This window comes from Serratia liquefaciens (genome assembly GCF_027594825.1).
Taxonomy (GTDB): domain Bacteria; phylum Pseudomonadota; class Gammaproteobacteria; order Enterobacterales; family Enterobacteriaceae; genus Serratia; species Serratia liquefaciens_A.
On the sequence record NZ_CP088930.1, the window covers coordinates 2,918,334 to 2,937,160 of the forward strand.

The 18,827-nt window shown below is 54.2% G+C and carries 18 protein-coding genes; all 18 read left to right on the forward strand.

Going from position 1 to position 18,827, the window contains the following annotated elements; genetic code table 11:
- Positions 1-75: 75 nt before the first annotated feature.
- The 18 genes from mnmG (at position 76) to phoU (ending at position 18,779) form a co-directional block, all read left to right on the forward strand.
- A complete protein-coding gene (mnmG, locus tag LQ945_RS13255) occupies positions 76-1,965 on the forward strand; it encodes a tRNA uridine-5-carboxymethylaminomethyl(34) synthesis enzyme MnmG (RefSeq protein WP_044554278.1) in 1,890 nt (629 codons plus the stop codon).
- A gap of 137 nt (positions 1,966-2,102) precedes the next feature.
- On the forward strand, positions 2,103-2,723 hold the full coding sequence (gene rsmG, locus LQ945_RS13260; protein WP_270100938.1) for a 16S rRNA (guanine(527)-N(7))-methyltransferase RsmG: 621 nt from the start codon (positions 2,103-2,105) through the stop codon (positions 2,721-2,723).
- Positions 2,724-3,362: 639 nt separating this feature from the next.
- Entirely contained in the window at positions 3,363-3,746 is a 384-nt protein-coding gene (gene atpI / locus LQ945_RS13265; RefSeq protein WP_020837704.1) for a F0F1 ATP synthase subunit I, read from the forward strand.
- Between the two features lie 21 nt (positions 3,747-3,767).
- Complete coding sequence (gene atpB / locus LQ945_RS13270; RefSeq protein WP_020837705.1) at positions 3,768-4,544, forward strand: F0F1 ATP synthase subunit A; 777 nt, start codon at positions 3,768-3,770, stop codon at positions 4,542-4,544.
- Positions 4,545-4,593: 49 nt separating this feature from the next.
- Positions 4,594-4,833 (forward strand): F0F1 ATP synthase subunit C, encoded by a 240-nt coding sequence (gene atpE / locus LQ945_RS13275; RefSeq protein ID WP_004093904.1) that lies wholly within the window; start codon positions 4,594-4,596, stop codon positions 4,831-4,833.
- A 57-nt stretch (positions 4,834-4,890) separates the two neighbouring features.
- The gene (gene atpF / locus LQ945_RS13280) at positions 4,891-5,361 is read left to right on the forward strand and encodes a F0F1 ATP synthase subunit B (protein ID WP_004950476.1); all 471 of its coding nucleotides are present in this window, start codon (positions 4,891-4,893) and stop codon (positions 5,359-5,361) included.
- A 14-nt stretch (positions 5,362-5,375) separates the two neighbouring features.
- Positions 5,376-5,909: a F0F1 ATP synthase subunit delta gene (gene atpH, locus LQ945_RS13285; protein WP_020837709.1), complete on the forward strand. Its 534-nt coding sequence runs from the start codon at positions 5,376-5,378 to the stop codon at positions 5,907-5,909.
- Between the two features lie 12 nt (positions 5,910-5,921).
- The gene (gene atpA / locus LQ945_RS13290; protein WP_020837710.1) at positions 5,922-7,463 is read left to right on the forward strand and encodes a F0F1 ATP synthase subunit alpha; all 1,542 of its coding nucleotides are present in this window, start codon (positions 5,922-5,924) and stop codon (positions 7,461-7,463) included.
- A gap of 58 nt (positions 7,464-7,521) precedes the next feature.
- Entirely contained in the window at positions 7,522-8,385 is an 864-nt protein-coding gene (gene atpG / locus LQ945_RS13295; protein ID WP_262241697.1) for a F0F1 ATP synthase subunit gamma, read from the forward strand.
- A 32-nt stretch (positions 8,386-8,417) separates the two neighbouring features.
- Positions 8,418-9,800, forward strand: a complete 1,383-nt coding sequence (gene atpD, locus LQ945_RS13300; RefSeq protein ID WP_020837712.1) for a F0F1 ATP synthase subunit beta — start codon at positions 8,418-8,420, stop codon at positions 9,798-9,800.
- A gap of 20 nt (positions 9,801-9,820) precedes the next feature.
- Complete coding sequence (locus tag LQ945_RS13305) at positions 9,821-10,240, forward strand: F0F1 ATP synthase subunit epsilon (protein WP_020837715.1); 420 nt, start codon at positions 9,821-9,823, stop codon at positions 10,238-10,240.
- A gap of 296 nt (positions 10,241-10,536) precedes the next feature.
- Complete coding sequence (gene glmU, locus LQ945_RS13310; protein ID WP_270100946.1) at positions 10,537-11,907, forward strand: bifunctional UDP-N-acetylglucosamine diphosphorylase/glucosamine-1-phosphate N-acetyltransferase GlmU; 1,371 nt, start codon at positions 10,537-10,539, stop codon at positions 11,905-11,907.
- Positions 11,908-12,061: 154 nt separating this feature from the next.
- A complete protein-coding gene (gene glmS / locus LQ945_RS13315; RefSeq protein WP_270100947.1) occupies positions 12,062-13,891 on the forward strand; it encodes a glutamine--fructose-6-phosphate transaminase (isomerizing) in 1,830 nt (609 codons plus the stop codon).
- A gap of 336 nt (positions 13,892-14,227) precedes the next feature.
- The gene (gene pstS / locus LQ945_RS13320) at positions 14,228-15,268 is read left to right on the forward strand and encodes a phosphate ABC transporter substrate-binding protein PstS (protein WP_153858585.1); all 1,041 of its coding nucleotides are present in this window, start codon (positions 14,228-14,230) and stop codon (positions 15,266-15,268) included.
- Positions 15,269-15,359: 91 nt separating this feature from the next.
- On the forward strand, positions 15,360-16,316 hold the full coding sequence (gene pstC / locus LQ945_RS13325; protein ID WP_269935209.1) for a phosphate ABC transporter permease PstC: 957 nt from the start codon (positions 15,360-15,362) through the stop codon (positions 16,314-16,316).
- A gap of 1 nt (position 16,317) precedes the next feature.
- Positions 16,318-17,208, forward strand: coding sequence for a phosphate ABC transporter permease PstA (gene pstA, locus LQ945_RS13330; protein ID WP_044554284.1), 891 nt, complete (start codon positions 16,318-16,320; stop codon positions 17,206-17,208).
- A 54-nt stretch (positions 17,209-17,262) separates the two neighbouring features.
- The gene (gene pstB, locus LQ945_RS13335; protein WP_369982368.1) at positions 17,263-18,033 is read left to right on the forward strand and encodes a phosphate ABC transporter ATP-binding protein PstB; all 771 of its coding nucleotides are present in this window, start codon (positions 17,263-17,265) and stop codon (positions 18,031-18,033) included.
- A gap of 11 nt (positions 18,034-18,044) precedes the next feature.
- Positions 18,045-18,779, forward strand: a complete 735-nt coding sequence (gene phoU / locus LQ945_RS13340; protein ID WP_020837725.1) for a phosphate signaling complex protein PhoU — start codon at positions 18,045-18,047, stop codon at positions 18,777-18,779.
- Positions 18,780-18,827: the final 48 nt, after the last annotated feature.

Consider the following 18,827-nt stretch of genomic DNA (forward strand, 5'->3'; position numbering starts at 1 on the left):
ATCGACTAAACTTGAGTAGAATCGCCCTCCCCAGGGCAAACAACGATCGTTCGCAATACGGCGAGGTGCAGTTCCATGTTTTATCCAGAGCAATTTGACGTCATCATCATCGGTGGTGGCCATGCCGGTACCGAAGCCGCAATGGCTGCGGCACGCATGGGGCGTCAGACTTTATTATTGACACACAATATCGATACGCTGGGGCAGATGTCTTGCAACCCGGCGATTGGCGGTATTGGTAAAGGGCATCTGGTTAAGGAAATTGATGCACTTGGCGGCCTGATGGCCACGGCGATTGACCATGCCGGCATCCAGTTTAGGATACTAAACGCCAGCAAAGGCCCGGCGGTGCGAGCCACTCGTGCCCAGGCTGACCGCGTGCTGTATCGCCAGGCTGTGCGCACCGCCCTGGAGAACCAGCCGAACCTGATGATCTTCCAGCAGCCGGTCGAAGATCTGATTGTGGAAAACGATCGCGTAGTCGGTGCCGTAACCCAAATGGGACTGAAATTCCGCGCCAAAGCGGTGGTACTGACCGTAGGCACCTTCCTGGATGGCAAGATCCATATCGGCCTGGAAAACTACAGTGGCGGCCGTGCCGGGGATCCTCCGTCGATCTCGTTGTCACAGCGCCTGCGTGAATTGCCTCTGCGCGTTAATCGCTTGAAAACCGGTACGCCACCTCGTATCGATGCACGCACTATCGATTTCAGCGTTCTGGCGCCGCAACACGGTGATACACCGATCCCGGTGTTCTCGTTTATGGGCAATGCCGGGCAACACCCGGAACAAATGGCGTGCTACATCACCCATACCAACGAAAAAACCCATGACGTGATCCGCAATAACCTCGATCGCAGCCCGATGTATGCCGGGATCATCGAAGGGATCGGACCACGCTATTGCCCATCGATCGAAGACAAAGTCATGCGCTTTGCCGATCGTAACGCTCACCAGATCTTCCTTGAACCAGAGGGCCTGACCAGCAACGAAATTTATCCTAACGGCATTTCCACCAGCCTGCCGTTTGACGTACAGATGCAGATCGTTCGTTCGATGGAAGGGATGCAGAATGCCCGTATCGTTCGTCCGGGTTATGCCATCGAGTATGATTTCTTCGATCCGCGCGATTTAAAACCGACGCTGGAAAGCAAATTTATTCAGGGCTTGTTCTTCGCCGGTCAGATCAACGGCACCACCGGCTACGAAGAAGCCGCTGCACAGGGCCTGTTGGCCGGTCTGAATGCCGGACGTTACGCCAACGAAGACGAAGGCTGGTCACCACGTCGCGATCAGGCTTACCTCGGCGTGCTGGTGGACGATCTCAGTACCCTGGGCACCAAAGAACCGTACCGCATGTTCACTTCACGTGCCGAATACCGCCTGATGCTGCGCGAAGACAATGCCGATCTGCGCCTGACCGAAAAAGGCCGCGAACTGGGTCTGGTGGACGACGCCCGCTGGGCGCGCTTCAGCGAAAAGCTGGAACACATCGAACAAGAACGCCAGCGCCTGCGCGACATCTGGATGCATCCGCATGCGGAGAACGTAGATCAGGTCAACGTACTGCTGAAAGCGCCGCTGTCGCGTGAAGCAAACGGCGAAGAGTTGCTGCGTCGACCTGAAATGGATTACCAACAGCTGACCTCCGTGGCTGCATTTGCACCGCCGTTGGCCGATACCCAAGCCGCAGAGCAGGTTGAGATCCAGGTAAAATACGAAGGCTATATCGCTCGTCAGCAGGAAGAGATCGAAAAACAACAGCGTAACGAAAACACCGTACTGCCGTTGGATCTCGATTATCAGCAAGTTTCCGGCTTGTCGAATGAAGTGATCGCCAAACTGAATGACCACAAGCCGAATTCGATCGGTCAGGCTTCACGAATCTCCGGCATCACACCGGCGGCGATCTCAATTTTGCTGATCTGGTTGAAAAAACAGGGCTTGCTGCGCCGCAGCGCATAAATCTTGCTTTTGGGTGACCGTTTGCCTACTTGATAGGCAAACGGCCGCTGACATCATCCCGTGCCTGAATTATCATGCTTGGCTTCTTGGCCAGCCCCAATTTGGCTAGTCGTTCCGCGCCAGTCAGAGGACACGTTGTGCAGAAAAAATTAGACTCGCTGCTGTTTGCAGCAGGCATTACGCTCCCCGATCAGCAAAAACAGCAATTGCTGGGGTATGTCGGCATGCTGGACAAGTGGAACAAGGCTTATAACCTCACCTCGGTGCGCGATCCGCAGCAAATGCTGGTACGCCATATTCTCGACAGCATCGTGGTAAACCCGCATTTGCAGGGCTCCCGTTTTATCGACGTTGGCACCGGCCCCGGACTGCCGGGTATTCCGTTGGCGATCGTCCGTCCTGATTCCCATTTCACCCTGCTGGACAGCCTGGGCAAGCGCGTGCGCTTTCTTCGCCAGGTGCAGCACGAGCTGGGCCTGACCAACGTTGAGCCGGTACAGAGCCGCGTTGAAGAATTCCCGGGCGAACCGCCGTTTGACGGCGTCATCAGCCGTGCTTTTGCTTCGCTGCAGGACATGCTGTCCTGGTGCCATCACTTGCCGGCGAAAGGGCAGGGGCGTTTCTACGCGCTGAAAGGGGTTCGTCCTGATGAGGAGCTGGCGCAGCTGCCGGAAGGTATTGAGCTTGAGTCGGTGGTGCGTTTGCAGGTGCCGGAACTCGAAGGTGAACGTCATTTGGTGATACTTAAAGCAAACTGAGTTTGTTTTTGATCAAATAAGCGTGAATTAAAAGGTAGTGCTCAGCGTAAATGTAAGCAGGCTAATCAAATGGCGGTTTTTTTAGTTAATTTACTTTTTATTAACACAAAAATAGCCGCCAATTAGCGACAATAGAGTAATTGCAATTCGAAATAGTCACGTTAGCAACGATAAGTTAACGATTCTGCTTTGGCGCTAATGTTAATTTGCTGTTGTAATATTACACTCGAAGCTGTCAATAAAAGGTTTTTGCGGCGTAGATGGATTGTTTTTGAACGGTTAACTTGTAATATTTTGATTTATAATGTTTTTTGATCACTCAATTTGCTAAAGACGGTTTACACGTCGGTGAGTTATAAATCAGAAAGAGGCATTATTGTGAGCGGCTCCACGTTTCGTACTGTAACGCTGGAATAATCAGACAATTTAATGCGCCCTATTATTCCGACCGTTTTCTTGTGAAAATAGCCTGAAATGGGGGAATTTAAATAATTGTTCACCTTTTCGCTACTTATCGATTGAATTCGTTGGTATGCCCCGTATAATTTGCTCGTTTTTTGCTGCTTGACTCAGATCAGTAAAAACAGTTTTATACGTCACTCAGCATACCCCCTCTGGGGTACGGAGAGAACAAACGTCATGTCTGTGTCCCTTTACAGCGGAAAAGTTGCTCGTAAATTGCTGTTTCTGCAGTTAATGACTTTTGTTTTGATCAGCGCTGCCTTCGGTCTGAAAAGCCTGGAATGGAGCGGTTCGGCATTGGCGGGCGGTCTCGCTGCCTGGTTGCCGAGTACCATGTTTATGCTGTTTGCCTTGCGTCATCAGACGCAGACGCAGGCCCCCGGTCGGGTTGCCTGGTCGTTCGCCATCGGCGAGGGGTTAAAGGTCTTGATCACCATAGTTTTGTTGATCGTGGCGCTTGGGGTGTTCAAAGCGGAGTTTATACCGCTTGGCCTGACCTATTTAGCGGTGTTAGCGGTGCAGATTATCGCACCCGCCGTGATTAACAGTTACCGAAATTAACTAAATAAGGGTAGAGGCATCATGTCTGCAGAGGGATACAACAGTCCACAGGAGTATATCGGTCACCACCTGACGCAACTTCAGGTCGGGACTGGTTTTTGGTCGATTAACCTCGACTCGATGTTTTTCTCCGTTGTCCTCGGGGTTCTGTTCCTGGTGATTTTCCGCCGGGTTGCCAAAAACGCCACCAGCGGCGTGCCGGGTAAACTGCAAACCGCAGTGGAACTGGTCGTCGGGTTTGTCGACAGCAGCGTACGCGATATGTACCACGGCAAGAGCAAGGTGATTGCACCGCTGGCGCTGACGGTGTTTGTCTGGGTGTTCCTGATGAACATGATGGACCTGATCCCGGTCGACTTCCTGCCGTTCATCGGTGCTCAGCTCGGTCTGCCGGCACTGCGTGTGGTACCTACGGCTGACGTGAACGTGACCCTGTCGATGGCGTTGGGCGTATTTATCCTGATTCTGTTCTATAGCATTAAAATGAAAGGCGTTGGTGGGTTCGTTAAAGAGTTAACCATGCAGCCGTTCAACCACCCTGTATTCATTCCTATCAACCTGATCCTTGAAGGTGTCAGCCTGCTGTCCAAGCCTGTTTCACTGGGCCTGCGACTGTTCGGCAACATGTATGCGGGTGAGTTGATCTTCATCCTGATTGCCGGCCTGTTGCCGTGGTGGTCACAGTGGGTCCTGAGCTTGCCTTGGGCTATTTTCCACATCCTGATCATTACGCTTCAAGCCTTTATTTTCATGGTTCTGACGATTGTCTATCTCTCGATGGCATCTGAAGAGCACTGATTTTCTTAAAACACTTGCACTTTTAAACTGAAACAAACTGGAGACTGTCATGGAAAACCTGAGTATGGATCTGCTGTACATGGCTGCCGCTGTGATGATGGGTTTAGCGGCAATCGGTGCTGCGATCGGTATCGGCATCCTGGGTGGTAAATTCTTGGAAGGCGCTGCACGTCAGCCTGACCTGATTCCTCTGCTGCGTACACAGTTCTTTATCGTTATGGGTCTGGTTGACGCCATCCCGATGATCGCTGTTGGTCTGGGTCTGTACGTGATGTTCGCTGTCGCGTAAGTAGAGAATTTCTCTACACTGAAACCACACTATTAACTTTTAAAGAGGCATTGTGCTGTGAATCTTAACGCAACAATCCTCGGCCAGGCCATCGCGTTCGTTCTGTTTGTCTGGTTCTGCATGAAGTATGTATGGCCGCCGATTATGGCAGCCATCGAGAAGCGTCAGGGAGAAATTGCTGACGGTCTCGCTTCTGCAGAACGTGCCAAAAAAGATTTGGACTTAGCGCAAGCCAATGCGACCGACCAGCTGAAAACTGCTAAAGCAGAAGCTCAGGTGATCATCGAGCAAGCAAACAAACGCAAAGCTCAGATCATGGATGAAGCGAAAGCCGAAGCCGAGCAGGAACGTAACAAAATCGTGGCGCAGGCTCAGGCTGAGATCGAAGCCGAACGTAAGCGCGCTCGTGAAGAGTTGCGTAAGCAAGTCGCGATGCTGGCAATTGCCGGCGCCGAGAAGATCATCGAACGTTCCGTGGATGAAGCTGCTAACAGCGACATCGTTGATAAACTGGTCGCTGAACTGTAAGGAGGGAGGGGCTGATGTCTGAATTTGTAACTGTAGCTCGCCCCTACGCCAAAGCAGCTTTTGACTTTGCCGTTGAGCATCAAAGCGTAGAGCGCTGGCAAGATATGCTGGCGTTTGCTGCTGATGTCACTCGCAATGAACAGATTTCTGAACTGCTGTCTGGCGCTATGGCGCCAGAGACGCTGTCCAAGACGTTCATCGCGGTATGTGGCGATCAACTCGACGAACATGGCCAGAACTTTATCCGTGTAATGGCCGAAAATGGACGTTTACTGGTTCTTCCTGCCGTGCTGCAGCAGTTCAACGAACTGCGCGCCTTGCTGGAATCCACCGTCGAAGTCGACGTGCTCTCTGCGAGCGCACTGAGCGACAAACAGCAGGCTAATATTGCCGCTGCGATGGAAAAACGTCTGTCACGCAAAGTTAAGCTGAATTGCAAAATTGACAAGTCTGTACTGGCCGGCGTAATTATCCGTGCTGGCGATATGGTGATTGATGGCAGCGTTCGCGGTCGTCTTGAACGCCTGACAGACGTCTTGCAGTCTTAAGGGGACTGGAGCATGCAACTGAATTCCACCGAAATCAGCGAACTGATCAAGCAGCGCATTGCTCAGTTCAATGTGGTGAGCGAAGCTCACAATGAAGGTACTATTGTTTCCGTCAGCGACGGGATCATCCGCGTACACGGTCTGGCCGAAGTTATGCAGGGCGAAATGATCGCACTGCCAGGCAACCGTTACGCAATCGCATTGAACCTGGAGCGCGACTCCGTAGGTGCCGTGGTTATGGGTCCGTACTCGGATCTGGCCGAAGGCATGAAGGTTAAATGTACCGGCCGTATTCTGGAAGTTCCGGTTGGCCGTGGCCTGCTGGGCCGTGTAGTTAACACCCTGGGCGCACCTATCGACGGTAAAGGCCCGGTTGATAACGACGGTTTCTCCCCGGTTGAAGCTATTGCCCCTGGTGTTATCGAGCGTCAGTCCGTAGATCAGCCGGTTCAAACTGGCTACAAATCTGTCGACGCCATGATCCCAATCGGCCGTGGCCAGCGTGAGCTGGTGATCGGCGACCGTCAGACCGGTAAAACCGCGCTGGCGATCGATGCGATCATCAACCAACGCGATTCCGGCATCAAATGTGTTTACGTGGCTATCGGCCAGAAAGCGTCTACCATCGCTAACGTGGTGCGCAAGCTGGAAGAGCACGGCGCACTGGCTAACACCATCGTTGTGGTGGCTACCGCGTCTGAATCCGCTGCACTGCAATATCTGGCACCATATGCCGGTTGTGCGATGGGCGAATACTTCCGTGACCGCGGTGAAGATGCGCTGATCGTTTATGATGACCTGTCCAAACAGGCCGTTGCTTACCGTCAGATTTCCCTGCTGCTTCGTCGTCCACCAGGTCGTGAAGCTTACCCAGGCGACGTATTCTACCTCCACTCCCGTTTGCTGGAGCGTGCTGCGCGTGTTAACGCCGACTACGTTGAAGCCTTCACCAAAGGTGAAGTCAAAGGCCAAACCGGTTCACTGACCGCTCTGCCGATCATTGAAACCCAGGCGGGTGACGTTTCCGCGTTCGTTCCGACCAACGTAATCTCGATTACCGATGGTCAGATCTTCCTGGAATCCAACCTGTTTAACTCCGGTATTCGTCCGGCGGTTAACCCGGGTATCTCCGTATCCCGTGTGGGCGGTGCAGCGCAAACCAAGATCATGAAAAAACTGTCCGGTGGTATTCGTACCGCGCTGGCACAGTACCGTGAACTGGCTGCGTTCTCTCAGTTCGCTTCCGATCTGGATGATGCGACCCGCAAACAGCTGAGCCACGGTCAGAAAGTGACCGAGCTGCTGAAACAGAAACAGTATGCGCCGATGTCCGTCGCACAACAGTCTCTGGTGCTGTTTGCCGCAGAACGTGGCTACCTGAACGACGTTGAAGTCGCGAAAGTCGTGAGCTTCGAAGCCGCGCTGGTTGCTTACGCAGACCGCGAGCATGCCGAGTTGCTGAACCACATCAACCAAACTGGCAATTTCAACGATGAGATCGAGGGCAAACTGAAAGCCGTCCTCGAGACCTTCAAGAAAACCCAGTCCTGGTAACGCTCAGCGGCCTGCAGTTGAAAGACAGCAGGCCGTCTGGCAATGAGGAGAAGCAGAGATGGCCGGCGCAAAAGAGATACGTAGTAAGATCGCGAGCGTGCAAAACACGCAAAAGATCACTAAAGCGATGGAAATGGTCGCCGCCTCCAAAATGCGTAAATCGCAGGAACGCATGGCGGCCAGCCGTCCTTATGCAGAGACCATGCGCAAAGTGATTGGTCACCTTGCGTTGGGTAATCTGGAATATAAGCACCCGTACCTGGATGAGCGTGACGTTAAGCGCGTCGGGTATCTGGTGGTGTCTACTGACCGTGGTCTCTGTGGCGGCTTGAACATCAACCTGTTCAAGCGTCTGTTGGCAGAGATGAAAGGCTGGTCCGAAAAAGGCGTTGAAGTTGATTTGGCGCTGATTGGCTCTAAAGCGGCCTCTTTCTTTGGCTCCGTGGGCGGCAACGTGGTTGCCCAGGTGACCGGCATGGGGGATAAACCTTCCCTGTCGGAACTGATCGGTCCGGTGAAAGTGATGCTGCAAGCCTACGACGAAGGTCGTTTGGACAAGCTGTACATTGTCAGCAACAAATTTATCAATACGATGTCCCAGGAACCACAGATCGTTCAGCTGCTGCCGTTGCCGCCTTCCGATGACGGTGAGCTGAAGAAAAAATCTTGGGATTACCTGTATGAACCCGATCCAAAAGTGCTGCTTGATACCTTGCTGCGCCGCTATGTGGAATCGCAAGTTTATCAGGGCGTCGTGGAAAACCTGGCCAGCGAGCAGGCCGCACGAATGGTAGCGATGAAAGCCGCAACCGATAACGGCGGTAGCCTGATCAAAGAGCTGCAGTTGGTATACAACAAGGCTCGTCAGGCCAGCATCACTCAGGAACTCACCGAGATCGTTTCGGGAGCCTCCGCGGTTTAAGCTAGGTTTACGAATTACGTAGAGGATTCAAGATGGCTACTGGAAAGATTATCCAGGTAATCGGCGCCGTAGTGGACGTCGAGTTCCCTCAGGATGCCGTACCAAAAGTGTACAATGCTCTTGAGGTAGAAAACGGTACCGAGAAGCTGGTGCTGGAAGTTCAGCAGCAGTTGGGCGGTGGCGTAGTTCGCTGTATCGCGATGGGGACCTCAGATGGTCTGCGCCGCGGTCTGAAAGTGAACGATCTGGAACACCCAATTGAAGTACCGGTAGGTAAAGCTACCCTGGGCCGTATCATGAACGTATTGGGTGAACCAATCGACATGAAAGGCGACATCGGCGAAGAAGAACGTTGGGCGATTCACCGTCCGGCGCCAAGCTACGAAGATTTGTCCAACTCTCAGGATCTGCTGGAAACCGGTATCAAGGTTATGGACCTGATTTGTCCGTTCGCTAAGGGCGGTAAAGTTGGTCTGTTCGGTGGTGCTGGTGTTGGTAAAACCGTAAACATGATGGAGCTGATCCGTAACATCGCGATCGAGCACTCCGGTTATTCCGTGTTTGCAGGCGTGGGTGAGCGTACTCGTGAGGGTAACGACTTCTACCACGAAATGAACGACTCCAACGTACTGGACAAAGTATCCCTGGTTTACGGCCAGATGAACGAGCCACCGGGTAACCGTCTGCGCGTTGCTCTGACCGGTCTGACCATGGCGGAGAAATTCCGTGACGAAGGCCGCGACGTTCTGCTGTTCGTTGATAACATTTACCGTTATACCCTGGCCGGTACCGAAGTGTCCGCACTTCTGGGCCGTATGCCATCTGCGGTAGGTTATCAGCCAACGCTGGCGGAAGAGATGGGCGTTCTGCAAGAACGTATCACCTCTACCAAGACCGGTTCTATCACTTCCGTACAGGCCGTTTACGTTCCTGCGGATGACTTGACTGACCCGTCACCAGCCACCACCTTTGCTCACTTGGATGCAACCGTGGTACTGAGCCGTAATATCGCTTCTCTGGGTATCTACCCGGCCGTTGACCCGCTGGATTCCACCAGCCGTCAGCTGGATCCGCTGGTAGTTGGCCAGGAGCACTACGATGTAGCGCGTGGCGTGCAGTCTATTCTGCAACGCTACCAGGAACTGAAAGATATCATCGCCATCCTGGGTATGGACGAGCTGTCAGAAGATGACAAACTGGTCGTATCCCGTGCGCGTAAAATCCAACGCTTCCTGTCTCAGCCGTTCTTCGTGGCAGAAGTCTTCACCGGTTCTCCGGGCAAGTTCGTATCGCTGAAAGACACCATTCGTGGTTTCAAAGGCATTATGGACGGCGACTATGACCACCTGCCTGAACAAGCGTTCTACATGGTTGGCGCCATTGAAGAAGCAGTGGAAAAAGCCAAGAAACTGTAACGCCTTGAGAGGAGGGTGATATGGCTATGACTTACCATCTGGATGTAGTCAGCGCGGAAAAACATATGTTTTCCGGCCTGGTGCAAAAGATCCAGGTGACAGGTAGCGAAGGCGAACTGGGGATTTTCCCTGGCCATGCGCCGCTGCTGACTGCCATCAAGCCTGGCATGGTGCGTATTGTTAAACAGCACGGTGAAGAAGAGTTCATCTACCTGTCCGGCGGTATCCTTGAGGTACAGCCGAGCGTGGTCACCGTGTTGGCGGACACTGCCATCCGTGGAACGGACCTCGACGAAGCGAGAGCGCTGGAAGCTAAGCGTAAAGCTGAAGAGCACATCCGTAGCTCTCATGGCGATGTCGACTATGCTCAGGCATCTGCGGAACTGGCGAAAGCGATCGCAAAACTGCGCGTTATCGAGCTCACCAGAAGAGCGATGTAACATTTTGGCGCGTGCATAACGCAACCAGAATTAAGAAAGCGGCCTATTTGGTCGCTTTTTTTTTGCTTTAAAATAAGGGTTTCAACCCGGTGGGCATTGTGATGTATAACCCTTGCAAGAGGCTAAAAATGTCTCCGATCGCCGACAGTTCCACCCTGGCTGAGGTTGCCTGAGTGTTAACTGCGGCGCGCCTAGTGCCCCATGGCCTGCGCCGGGTTCGTGAAGAGAAATATGTAGTAATATCGTCACTAAAGAGTTCTACTTTCGTCTATCAAAATGGAGTTATCAGGTTGCTTATGTCGAACAGCGCAATGAGTGTGGTGATCCTCGCCGCGGGCAAGGGAACACGCATGTATTCCGATCTTCCCAAGGTGTTACATCCGTTGGCTGGTAAGCCGATGGTGCAGCACGTCATTGATGCCGCGATGAAACTGGGCGCGAAAAACGTCCATTTGGTCTATGGTCACGGCGGTGATCTACTGAAAAAGACCCTGACCGACAGTGCGCTGAACTGGGTGCTGCAGGCCGAGCAGTTGGGAACCGGCCACGCCATGCAGCAGGCTGCACAGCATTTTGCCGATGATGAAGACGTGTTGATGCTGTACGGCGACGTTCCGCTGATCTCTGTCGATACCTTGCAGCGCCTGCTGGCGGCGAAGCCACAGGGCGGCATTGGTCTGCTGACCGTAAAACTGGCTGACCCGAGCGGCTACGGTCGTATCGTGCGCGAGCAGGAGACAGTGGTGGGGATTGTTGAGCACAAGGATGCCAGCGAAGCCCAGCGCCAGATCAATGAAATCAATACCGGTATCCTGGTGGCCAACGGGCGCGATCTGAAGCGCTGGCTGGGGATGCTGAACAACGACAACGCGCAGGGTGAGTTCTACATCACCGATATCATTGCGTTGGCGCATGCGGACGGCAAGAAAATTGAGGCGGTGCATCCGTCACGTCTGAGCGAAGTGGAAGGCGTGAATAACCGCCTGCAGCTGTCGCGGCTTGAGCGCATCTATCAGGCAGAACAGTCTGAAAAGTTGCTGCTGGCTGGCGTAATGCTGCTGGATCCGGCGCGTTTTGATCTGCGCGGGGAACTTGTGCACGGTCGCGACATCTCTATTGATGCCAACGTGATTATTGAAGGTTCGGTCAAGCTGGGCGATCGCGTGAAAATCGGTGCCGGCTGCGTGCTGAAAAACTGCGTGATTGGCGACGACTGCGAGATCAGCCCGTATAGCGTATTGGAAGACGCGGTACTGGCAGCAGAATGCACCGTGGGGCCATTTGCCCGTCTTCGCCCGGGCGCGGAGCTGGCGGTGGGCGCCCATGTCGGCAACTTCGTCGAAATGAAAAAAGCGCGCTTGGGTAAAGGCTCCAAAGCGGGCCATCTGAGCTACCTGGGCGATGCCGAGATTGGTGACGATGTGAATATCGGCGCCGGTACCATCACCTGTAACTATGATGGTGCCAACAAGCATAAAACCATTATCGGCGACGGTGTATTTGTCGGCTCCGATACCCAGCTGGTGGCACCGGTCTCCGTCGGCAAAGGTTCTACCATCGCCGCTGGCACTACGGTTACCCGTGATATCGGCGAGGACGAACTGGTGCTGAGCCGCGTTAAGCAGGTGCATATCCAGGGCTGGCAGCGTCCGGTGAAAAAGAAATAAGCATTGTGTTTTGCGTTGGGCTCCGCGGGCGAGCCCAATACAAAACATAATAATCCCCATTCTCTACAGGCTCGGGGACGCACGGTAAAAACCGGCAAAATCAGGTCAAGACATCGAAAGCGCCCCGAAAGGCGTTTAATTAGGAATACAACTGATGTGTGGAATTGTAGGCGCAGTAGCGCAACGTGATATTGCAGAGATCCTGTTGGAAGGTTTACGCCGCCTTGAGTACCGTGGCTATGACTCAGCCGGTTTGGCAGTGGTGGATGCGGAAGGCAACGTTAACCGTTTACGCCGCGTGGGCAAGGTCAATAAATTGGCTGAAGCTGCGGAACAACACCCTTTGCACGGCGGCACCGGTATTGCTCACACCCGCTGGGCAACGCACGGTGAACCTACCGAAGCGAATGCGCACCCGCATGTTTCTGATTACATCACCGTGGTGCATAACGGCATCATCGAAAACCACGAACCGCTGCGTGAATTGCTGATCGAACGGGGCTATCACTTCAGCTCCGAGACCGATACCGAGGTGATTGCTCACCTGGTGCATTGGGAACAGCTCCAGGGCGGTAGCTTGCTGGAAGTGGTACAGCGCGTGATCCCACAGCTGCGTGGCGCCTACGGCACCGTAGTAATGGATAGCCGTGACCCGAGTGTGCTGGTGGCTGCACGTTCCGGCAGTCCGCTGGTGATCGGCCGCGGCGTGGGTGAAAACTTCCTGGCATCCGACCAACTGGCGCTGCTGCCGGTGACCCGTCGCTTTATCTTCCTGGAAGAAGGCGACGTGGTGGAAATGACCCGCCGCACCGTCAACATTTTCGACAAACAGGGCAACGCCGTTGAACGTCCTGAGATTGAATCCCAGGTGCAGTACGACGCCGGTGATAAAGGTGCTTACCGCCATTACATGCAAAAAGAGATTTACGAACAGCCGCTGGCGCTGAAAAACACCCTGGAAGGGCGTTTCAGCCATGGGCAAATCAACCTGAGCGAGCTGGGCCCGCGCGCCGATGAGTTGCTGGCGAAGGTACAGCATGTGCAGATCATTGCCTGCGGTACGTCATACCACTCTGGCATGGTTGCCCGCTATTGGTTCGAATCCCTGGCCGGTGTGCCATGCGACGTCGAGATCGCGTCTGAATTCCGTTACCGCAAATCTGCCGTACGTCCGGGCAGCCTGATCATCACGCTGTCGCAGTCCGGTGAAACCGCCGATACCCTGGCGGCGCTGCGCCTGTCGAAGGAGTTGGGTTACCTCGGTTCGTTGGCGGTGTGCAATGTGGCCGGTTCTTCGCTGGTGCGTGAATCCGATTTGGCGCTGATGACCAAGGCCGGGACTGAAATCGGCGTGGCTTCCACCAAGGCCTTTACCACCCAGCTGGCGGTGTTGCTGATGCTGGTGGCGCGTTTGGGCCGTCTGAAAGGCATGGCGGAAAGCGTTGAGCATGAAATCGTACATGGCCTGCAGGCGTTGCCGGCGCGTATCGAACAGATGCTGTCGATGGATAAAGAGATTGAAGCGCTGGCGGAAGGTTTCTCCGACAAGCACCATGCGCTGTTCCTCGGCCGTGGCGATCAGTACCCGATCGCCATGGAAGGTGCGCTGAAGCTCAAAGAGATCTCCTACATTCACGCGGAAGCCTATGCGGCCGGTGAATTGAAGCATGGCCCGTTGGCGTTGATCGATGCCGATATGCCGGTGATCGTGGTGGCGCCAAACAACGAACTGTTGGAAAAACTGAAGTCCAATATCGAAGAAGTTCGTGCGCGTGGCGGCCAGCTGTACGTGTTCGCCGATCATGACGCCGGTTTCGTCAGCAGCGAAGGCATGACCATCATTCCATTGCCACACGTAGAAGAGATCGTGGCACCTATCTTCTACACCGTGCCGCTGCAGCTGCTGTCTTACCATGTGGCACTGATCAAAGGCACCGACGTTGACCAGCCGCGTAACCTGGCGAAGTCTGTCACCGTAGAGTAATCCGCATCTGTTAGTCTCTTAAAGCCGGCCGTTGAGCCGGCTTTTTTCATGGCGAAATAAAATATGACAAACGTGCGACAGCTGGGATAAAAGTTGTCATATTCAAGCGGATAGCGGCGATGGAAAGGGTTTTTTTATTGATTAATTACTGAGTGGTTTTATCTGTAACTATTTGATTTTAAGTTGATAATGGCCCTGGGCTTGTCGTTGTAATATAACTGTCATATTTCGTACATTTTACTGTCACCAAACTGTCCTATTTTCCCTCCTGCAGCAATACTTACTCTGATGAAAACGACTCGAAGTCGATTTTTGAATATCCCATTAGGAGGGATTATGAAACTGATGCGTACCACCGTCGCCAGTATTGTGGCAGCGACTTTCTCCCTGACCGCCGTGTCCGCGTTCGCTGCTGCTAGCCTGACCGGTGCAGGTGCGACATTCCCCGCTCCGGTTTATGCCAAGTGGGCAGATTCTTATCAGAAAGAAACCGGCAACAAAGTTAACTATCAGGGCATCGGCTCTTCCGGCGGCGTGAAGCAAATCATCGCCAATACCGTTGACTTTGGTGCTTCCGATGCGCCTTTGACTGACGAAAAACTGGCGGCCGATGGCCTGTTCCAGTTCCCTACCGTGATCGGTGGCGTGGTGCTGGCCGTTAACATCCCGGGCATCAAGTCCGGTGAGCTGACCCTGGACGGAAAAACCCTGGGCGATATCTACCTGGGCAACGTGAAGAAATGGAACGACCCGGCGATCACCAAACTGAACCCAGGCGTCAAGCTGCCGGATCAGAACATCGCGGTGGTACGTCGCGCTGACGGTTCCGGCACCTCTTTTGTGTTCACCAGCTACTTGTCTAAAGCCAACGCGCAGTGGAAAGAGAAAATCGGCGCAGGCTCAACCGTTAACTGGCCAACCGGTCTGGGCGGCAAGGGCAACGACGGCATCGCCGCATTCGTACAGCGTCTGCCAGGCTCCATCGGCTACGTTGAATACGCTTACGCCAAACAGAACAACCTGGCTTACACCAAGTTGATCTCTGCCGACGGCAAAGCGGTTAGCCCGACAGAAGAGAGCTTCAGCGCCGCCGCTAAAGGCGTGGACTGGAGCAAAACCTTCGCGCAGGATCTGACTGACCAGAAAGGCGACAACGCCTGGCCAATCACCTCCACCACCTTCATCCTGGTGCACAAAGAGCAGAAAAACCCGGCTCAGGGTACCGAAGTGCTGAAATTCTTTGACTGGGCGTACAAAACGGGCGCCAAACAGGCTAACGATCTGGATTACGCCACTCTGCCGAACGAAGTTATCGAGCAGGTGCGTGCAGCATGGAAAACCAACGTAAAAGACAGTTCCGGTAAAGCGCTGTACTAACAACGCAGGGGCGCGTGATCTGCGCGCCCCACTCAGTTTTTCAGGGCTCAATCCAGGTTGGGCCTGCCAGGGTTAACACAGAGAGTGATCTATGGCTGAGTACAAGCCGACCATTAAAGCACCGAGTAAAAATGGTGACGTCATCTTCAGCGCGCTGGTTAAACTGGCGGCGCTGATTACCCTATTGTTGCTGGGCGGCATTATTGTTTCGCTGATCTTTGCCTCCTGGCCGAGCATACAGAAATTCGGTTTCTCCTTCCTGTGGACCAAAGAGTGGGATGCCCCTGCCGAGCAGTTCGGTGCACTGGTACCGATCTACGGCACCGTCGTCACCTCGCTGATCGCATTGATTATCGCCGTCCCCGTCAGCTTCGGTATCGCGCTGTTTCTGACCGAGCTGGCGCCAAACTGGCTGAGACGCCCGCTGGGTATCGCCATTGAGCTGCTGGCGGCGATCCCGAGTATTGTTTACGGCATGTGGGGCCTGTTCGTGTTCGCCCCGCTGTTTGCCGAATATTTCCAGACCCCGGTCGGCGACGTGCTGTCCGGCATTCCGATTGTCGGTGAGCTGTTCTCAGGCCCGGCGTTCGGTATCGGTATTCTGGCTGCCGGGGTGATCCTGGCGATTATGATTATTCCTTATATTGCCGCCGTAATGCGCGACGTGTTCGAACAAACCCCGGTGATGATGAAAGAGTCGGCCTACGGCATCGGCTGCACCACCTGGGAAGTGATCTGGCGTATCGTGTTGCCGTTTACCAAGAATGGCGTGATTGGCGGTGTGATGCTCGGCCTGGGCCGTGCGTTGGGGGAAACCATGGCGGTGACCTTCATCATCGGTAACACCTACCAGCTCGACAGCGCTTCACTGTATATGCCGGGCAACAGTATCACCTCTGCGCTGGCCAACGAATTCGCCGAAGCCGAGTCGGGCGTGCATACCGCCGCGTTGATGGAGCTGGGGCTGATCCTGTTTGTTATCACCTTTATCGTGCTGGCGCTGTCGAAGTTGATGGTGATGCGCCTGGCTAAGAATGAGGGACGCTAACGTGACGACTATGGATATGCAAAATAGCGTAGAGCTGCTGGAAAGCCGCCGCAAGATGCAGGCCTGGCGTCGCCAGAAAAACCGACTGGCCCTGTTCCTGTCGATGGCGACCATGGTGTTTGGCCTGTTCTGGCTGGTGTGGATCCTGTTCTCTACCGTGACCAAGGGCATCGACGGCATGTCGCTGGCGCTGTTCACCGAAATGACCCCTCCGCCCAATACCGCAGGCGGCGGCCTGGCTAACGCCATCGCCGGTAGCGGCCTGTTGATCCTGTGGGCTACCGTGTTCGGTACGCCGCTGGGCATCATGGCCGGCATTTACCTGGCGGAATATGGCCGTAAATCCTGGTTGGCGGAAGTTATCCGCTTTATTAACGACATTCTGTTATCGGCACCGTCGATTGTAGTGGGCCTGTTCGTGTACACCATCGTGGTGGCGAAGATGGAGCACTTCTCCGGTTGGGCCGGCATCATCGCGTTGGCATTGTTGCAGGTACCGATCGTGATCCGTACCACTGAAAATATGCTGAAGCTGGTACCGGATACGCTGCGCGAAGCCGCTTATGCGCTGGGCACGCCGAAATGGCGCATGATTTCCGCCATCACGCTGAAAGCCTCGGTTTCCGGCATCATCACCGGCGTGCTGCTGGCGATTGCGCGTATCGCCGGGGAAACCGCACCGCTGCTGTTTACCTCGCTGTCGAATCAGTTCTGGAGCACCGATCTGATGCAGCCGATTGCCAACCTGCCGGTGACCATTTTCAAATTTGCCATGAGCCCGTTCGCCGAATGGCAAGAGCTGGCCTGGGCCGGGGTGCTGTTGATTACCCTGTGCGTACTGCTACTGAATATCCTGGCGCGTGTGGTTTTCGCCAAGAAAAAGCATTCATAAAATTTTGAGCGCTGCCGTGGCGGCGCTGATGAAAAGAGAGAAGTCTTGATGAGTATGGTTACTGACGCTTCCAGCAGCAAAATTCAGGTACGCGATCTGAACTTCTACTATGGCAAATTCCATGCGCTGAAAAACATCACGCTGGATATCGCCAAGAACAAGGTCACCGCGTTTATTGGCCCGTCCGGCTGCGGCAAATCTACCCTGCTGCGCACCTTCAACAAAATGTATCAGCTGTACCCCGAGCAGCGTGCCGAAGGCGGCATCCTGCTGGATGGGCAGAACATTCTGACCGACAACTCGGATATCGCCCTGCTGCGCGCCAAGGTCGGCATGGTGTTCCAGAAGCCGACGCCGTTCCCGATGTCGATTTACGACAATATCGCCTTCGGCGTGCGCCTGTTTGAAAAGCTGTCACGTGCCGACATGGATGAGCGCGTGCAGTGGGCCCTGACCAAGGCGGCACTGTGGAACGAGACCAAGGACAAGCTGCACCAGAGCGGTTACAGCCTGTCGGGTGGCCAACAGCAACGTCTGTGCATCGCCCGCGGCATCGCCATTCGTCCGGACGTGTTATTGCTGGACGAGCCTTGCTCGGCGCTGGATCCGATTTCCACCGGTAAGATTGAAGAGCTGATCAGCGAGCTGAAGTCTGACTACACCGTGGTGATCGTAACCCACAACATGCAGCAGGCCGCGCGTTGTTCTGACTCCACGGCATTTATGTATCTGGGCGAACTGATCGAGTTCAGTGATACTGATAATCTGTTCACCGCGCCACAGAAAAAACAGACCGAAGACTACATCACCGGCCGTTATGGTTGATAGGATGCATCATGGATAACCTGAATTTAAATAAGCACATTTCCGGCCAGTTCAACGCAGAACTGGAGCATATCCGCACCCAGGTATTGACCATGGGCGGGCTGGTGGAACAGCAACTGACCGACGCTATCACCGCGATGCACAATCAGGACGGTGAATTGGCCAAGCGCGTGATCGAAGGCGACGCCAAGGTCAATATGATGGAAGTGGCGATTGACGAAGCCTGCGTGCGGATCATTGCCAAACGCCAGCCAACCGCCAGCGACCTGCGTCTGGTGATGGCGATCATCAAAACCATTTCCGAGCTGGAACGCATCGGCGACGTGGCGGACAAGATTTGCCGCACCGCGCTGGAGAAGTTCTCGCATCAGCATCAGCCCCTGTTGGTCAGCCTGGAGTCGCTTGGCCGCCATACCGTGCAGATGCTGCATGACGTGCTGGACGCCTTCGCGCGCATGGATTTGGATGAAGCGATCCGGATTTACCGTGAAGACCGAAAGGTCGATCAGGAATATGAAGGCATCGTGCGCCAGTTGATGACCTACATGATGGAAGATACGCGTACCATCCCAAGCGTGCTGACCGCGTTATTCTGTGCCCGTTCGATCGAGCGTATCGGTGACCGCTGCCAGAACATTTGCGAATTTATCTTCTATTTCGTTAAAGGTCAGGACTTCCGTCATATCGGCGGCGACGCGCTGGAAAAGCTGCTGTCATCCGACGGAAAAGACGATAAAAAAGAGTAATTTCCCCCGAGAGTTACCCCTGAAGGCGCAGAAAACTGCGCCTTTATG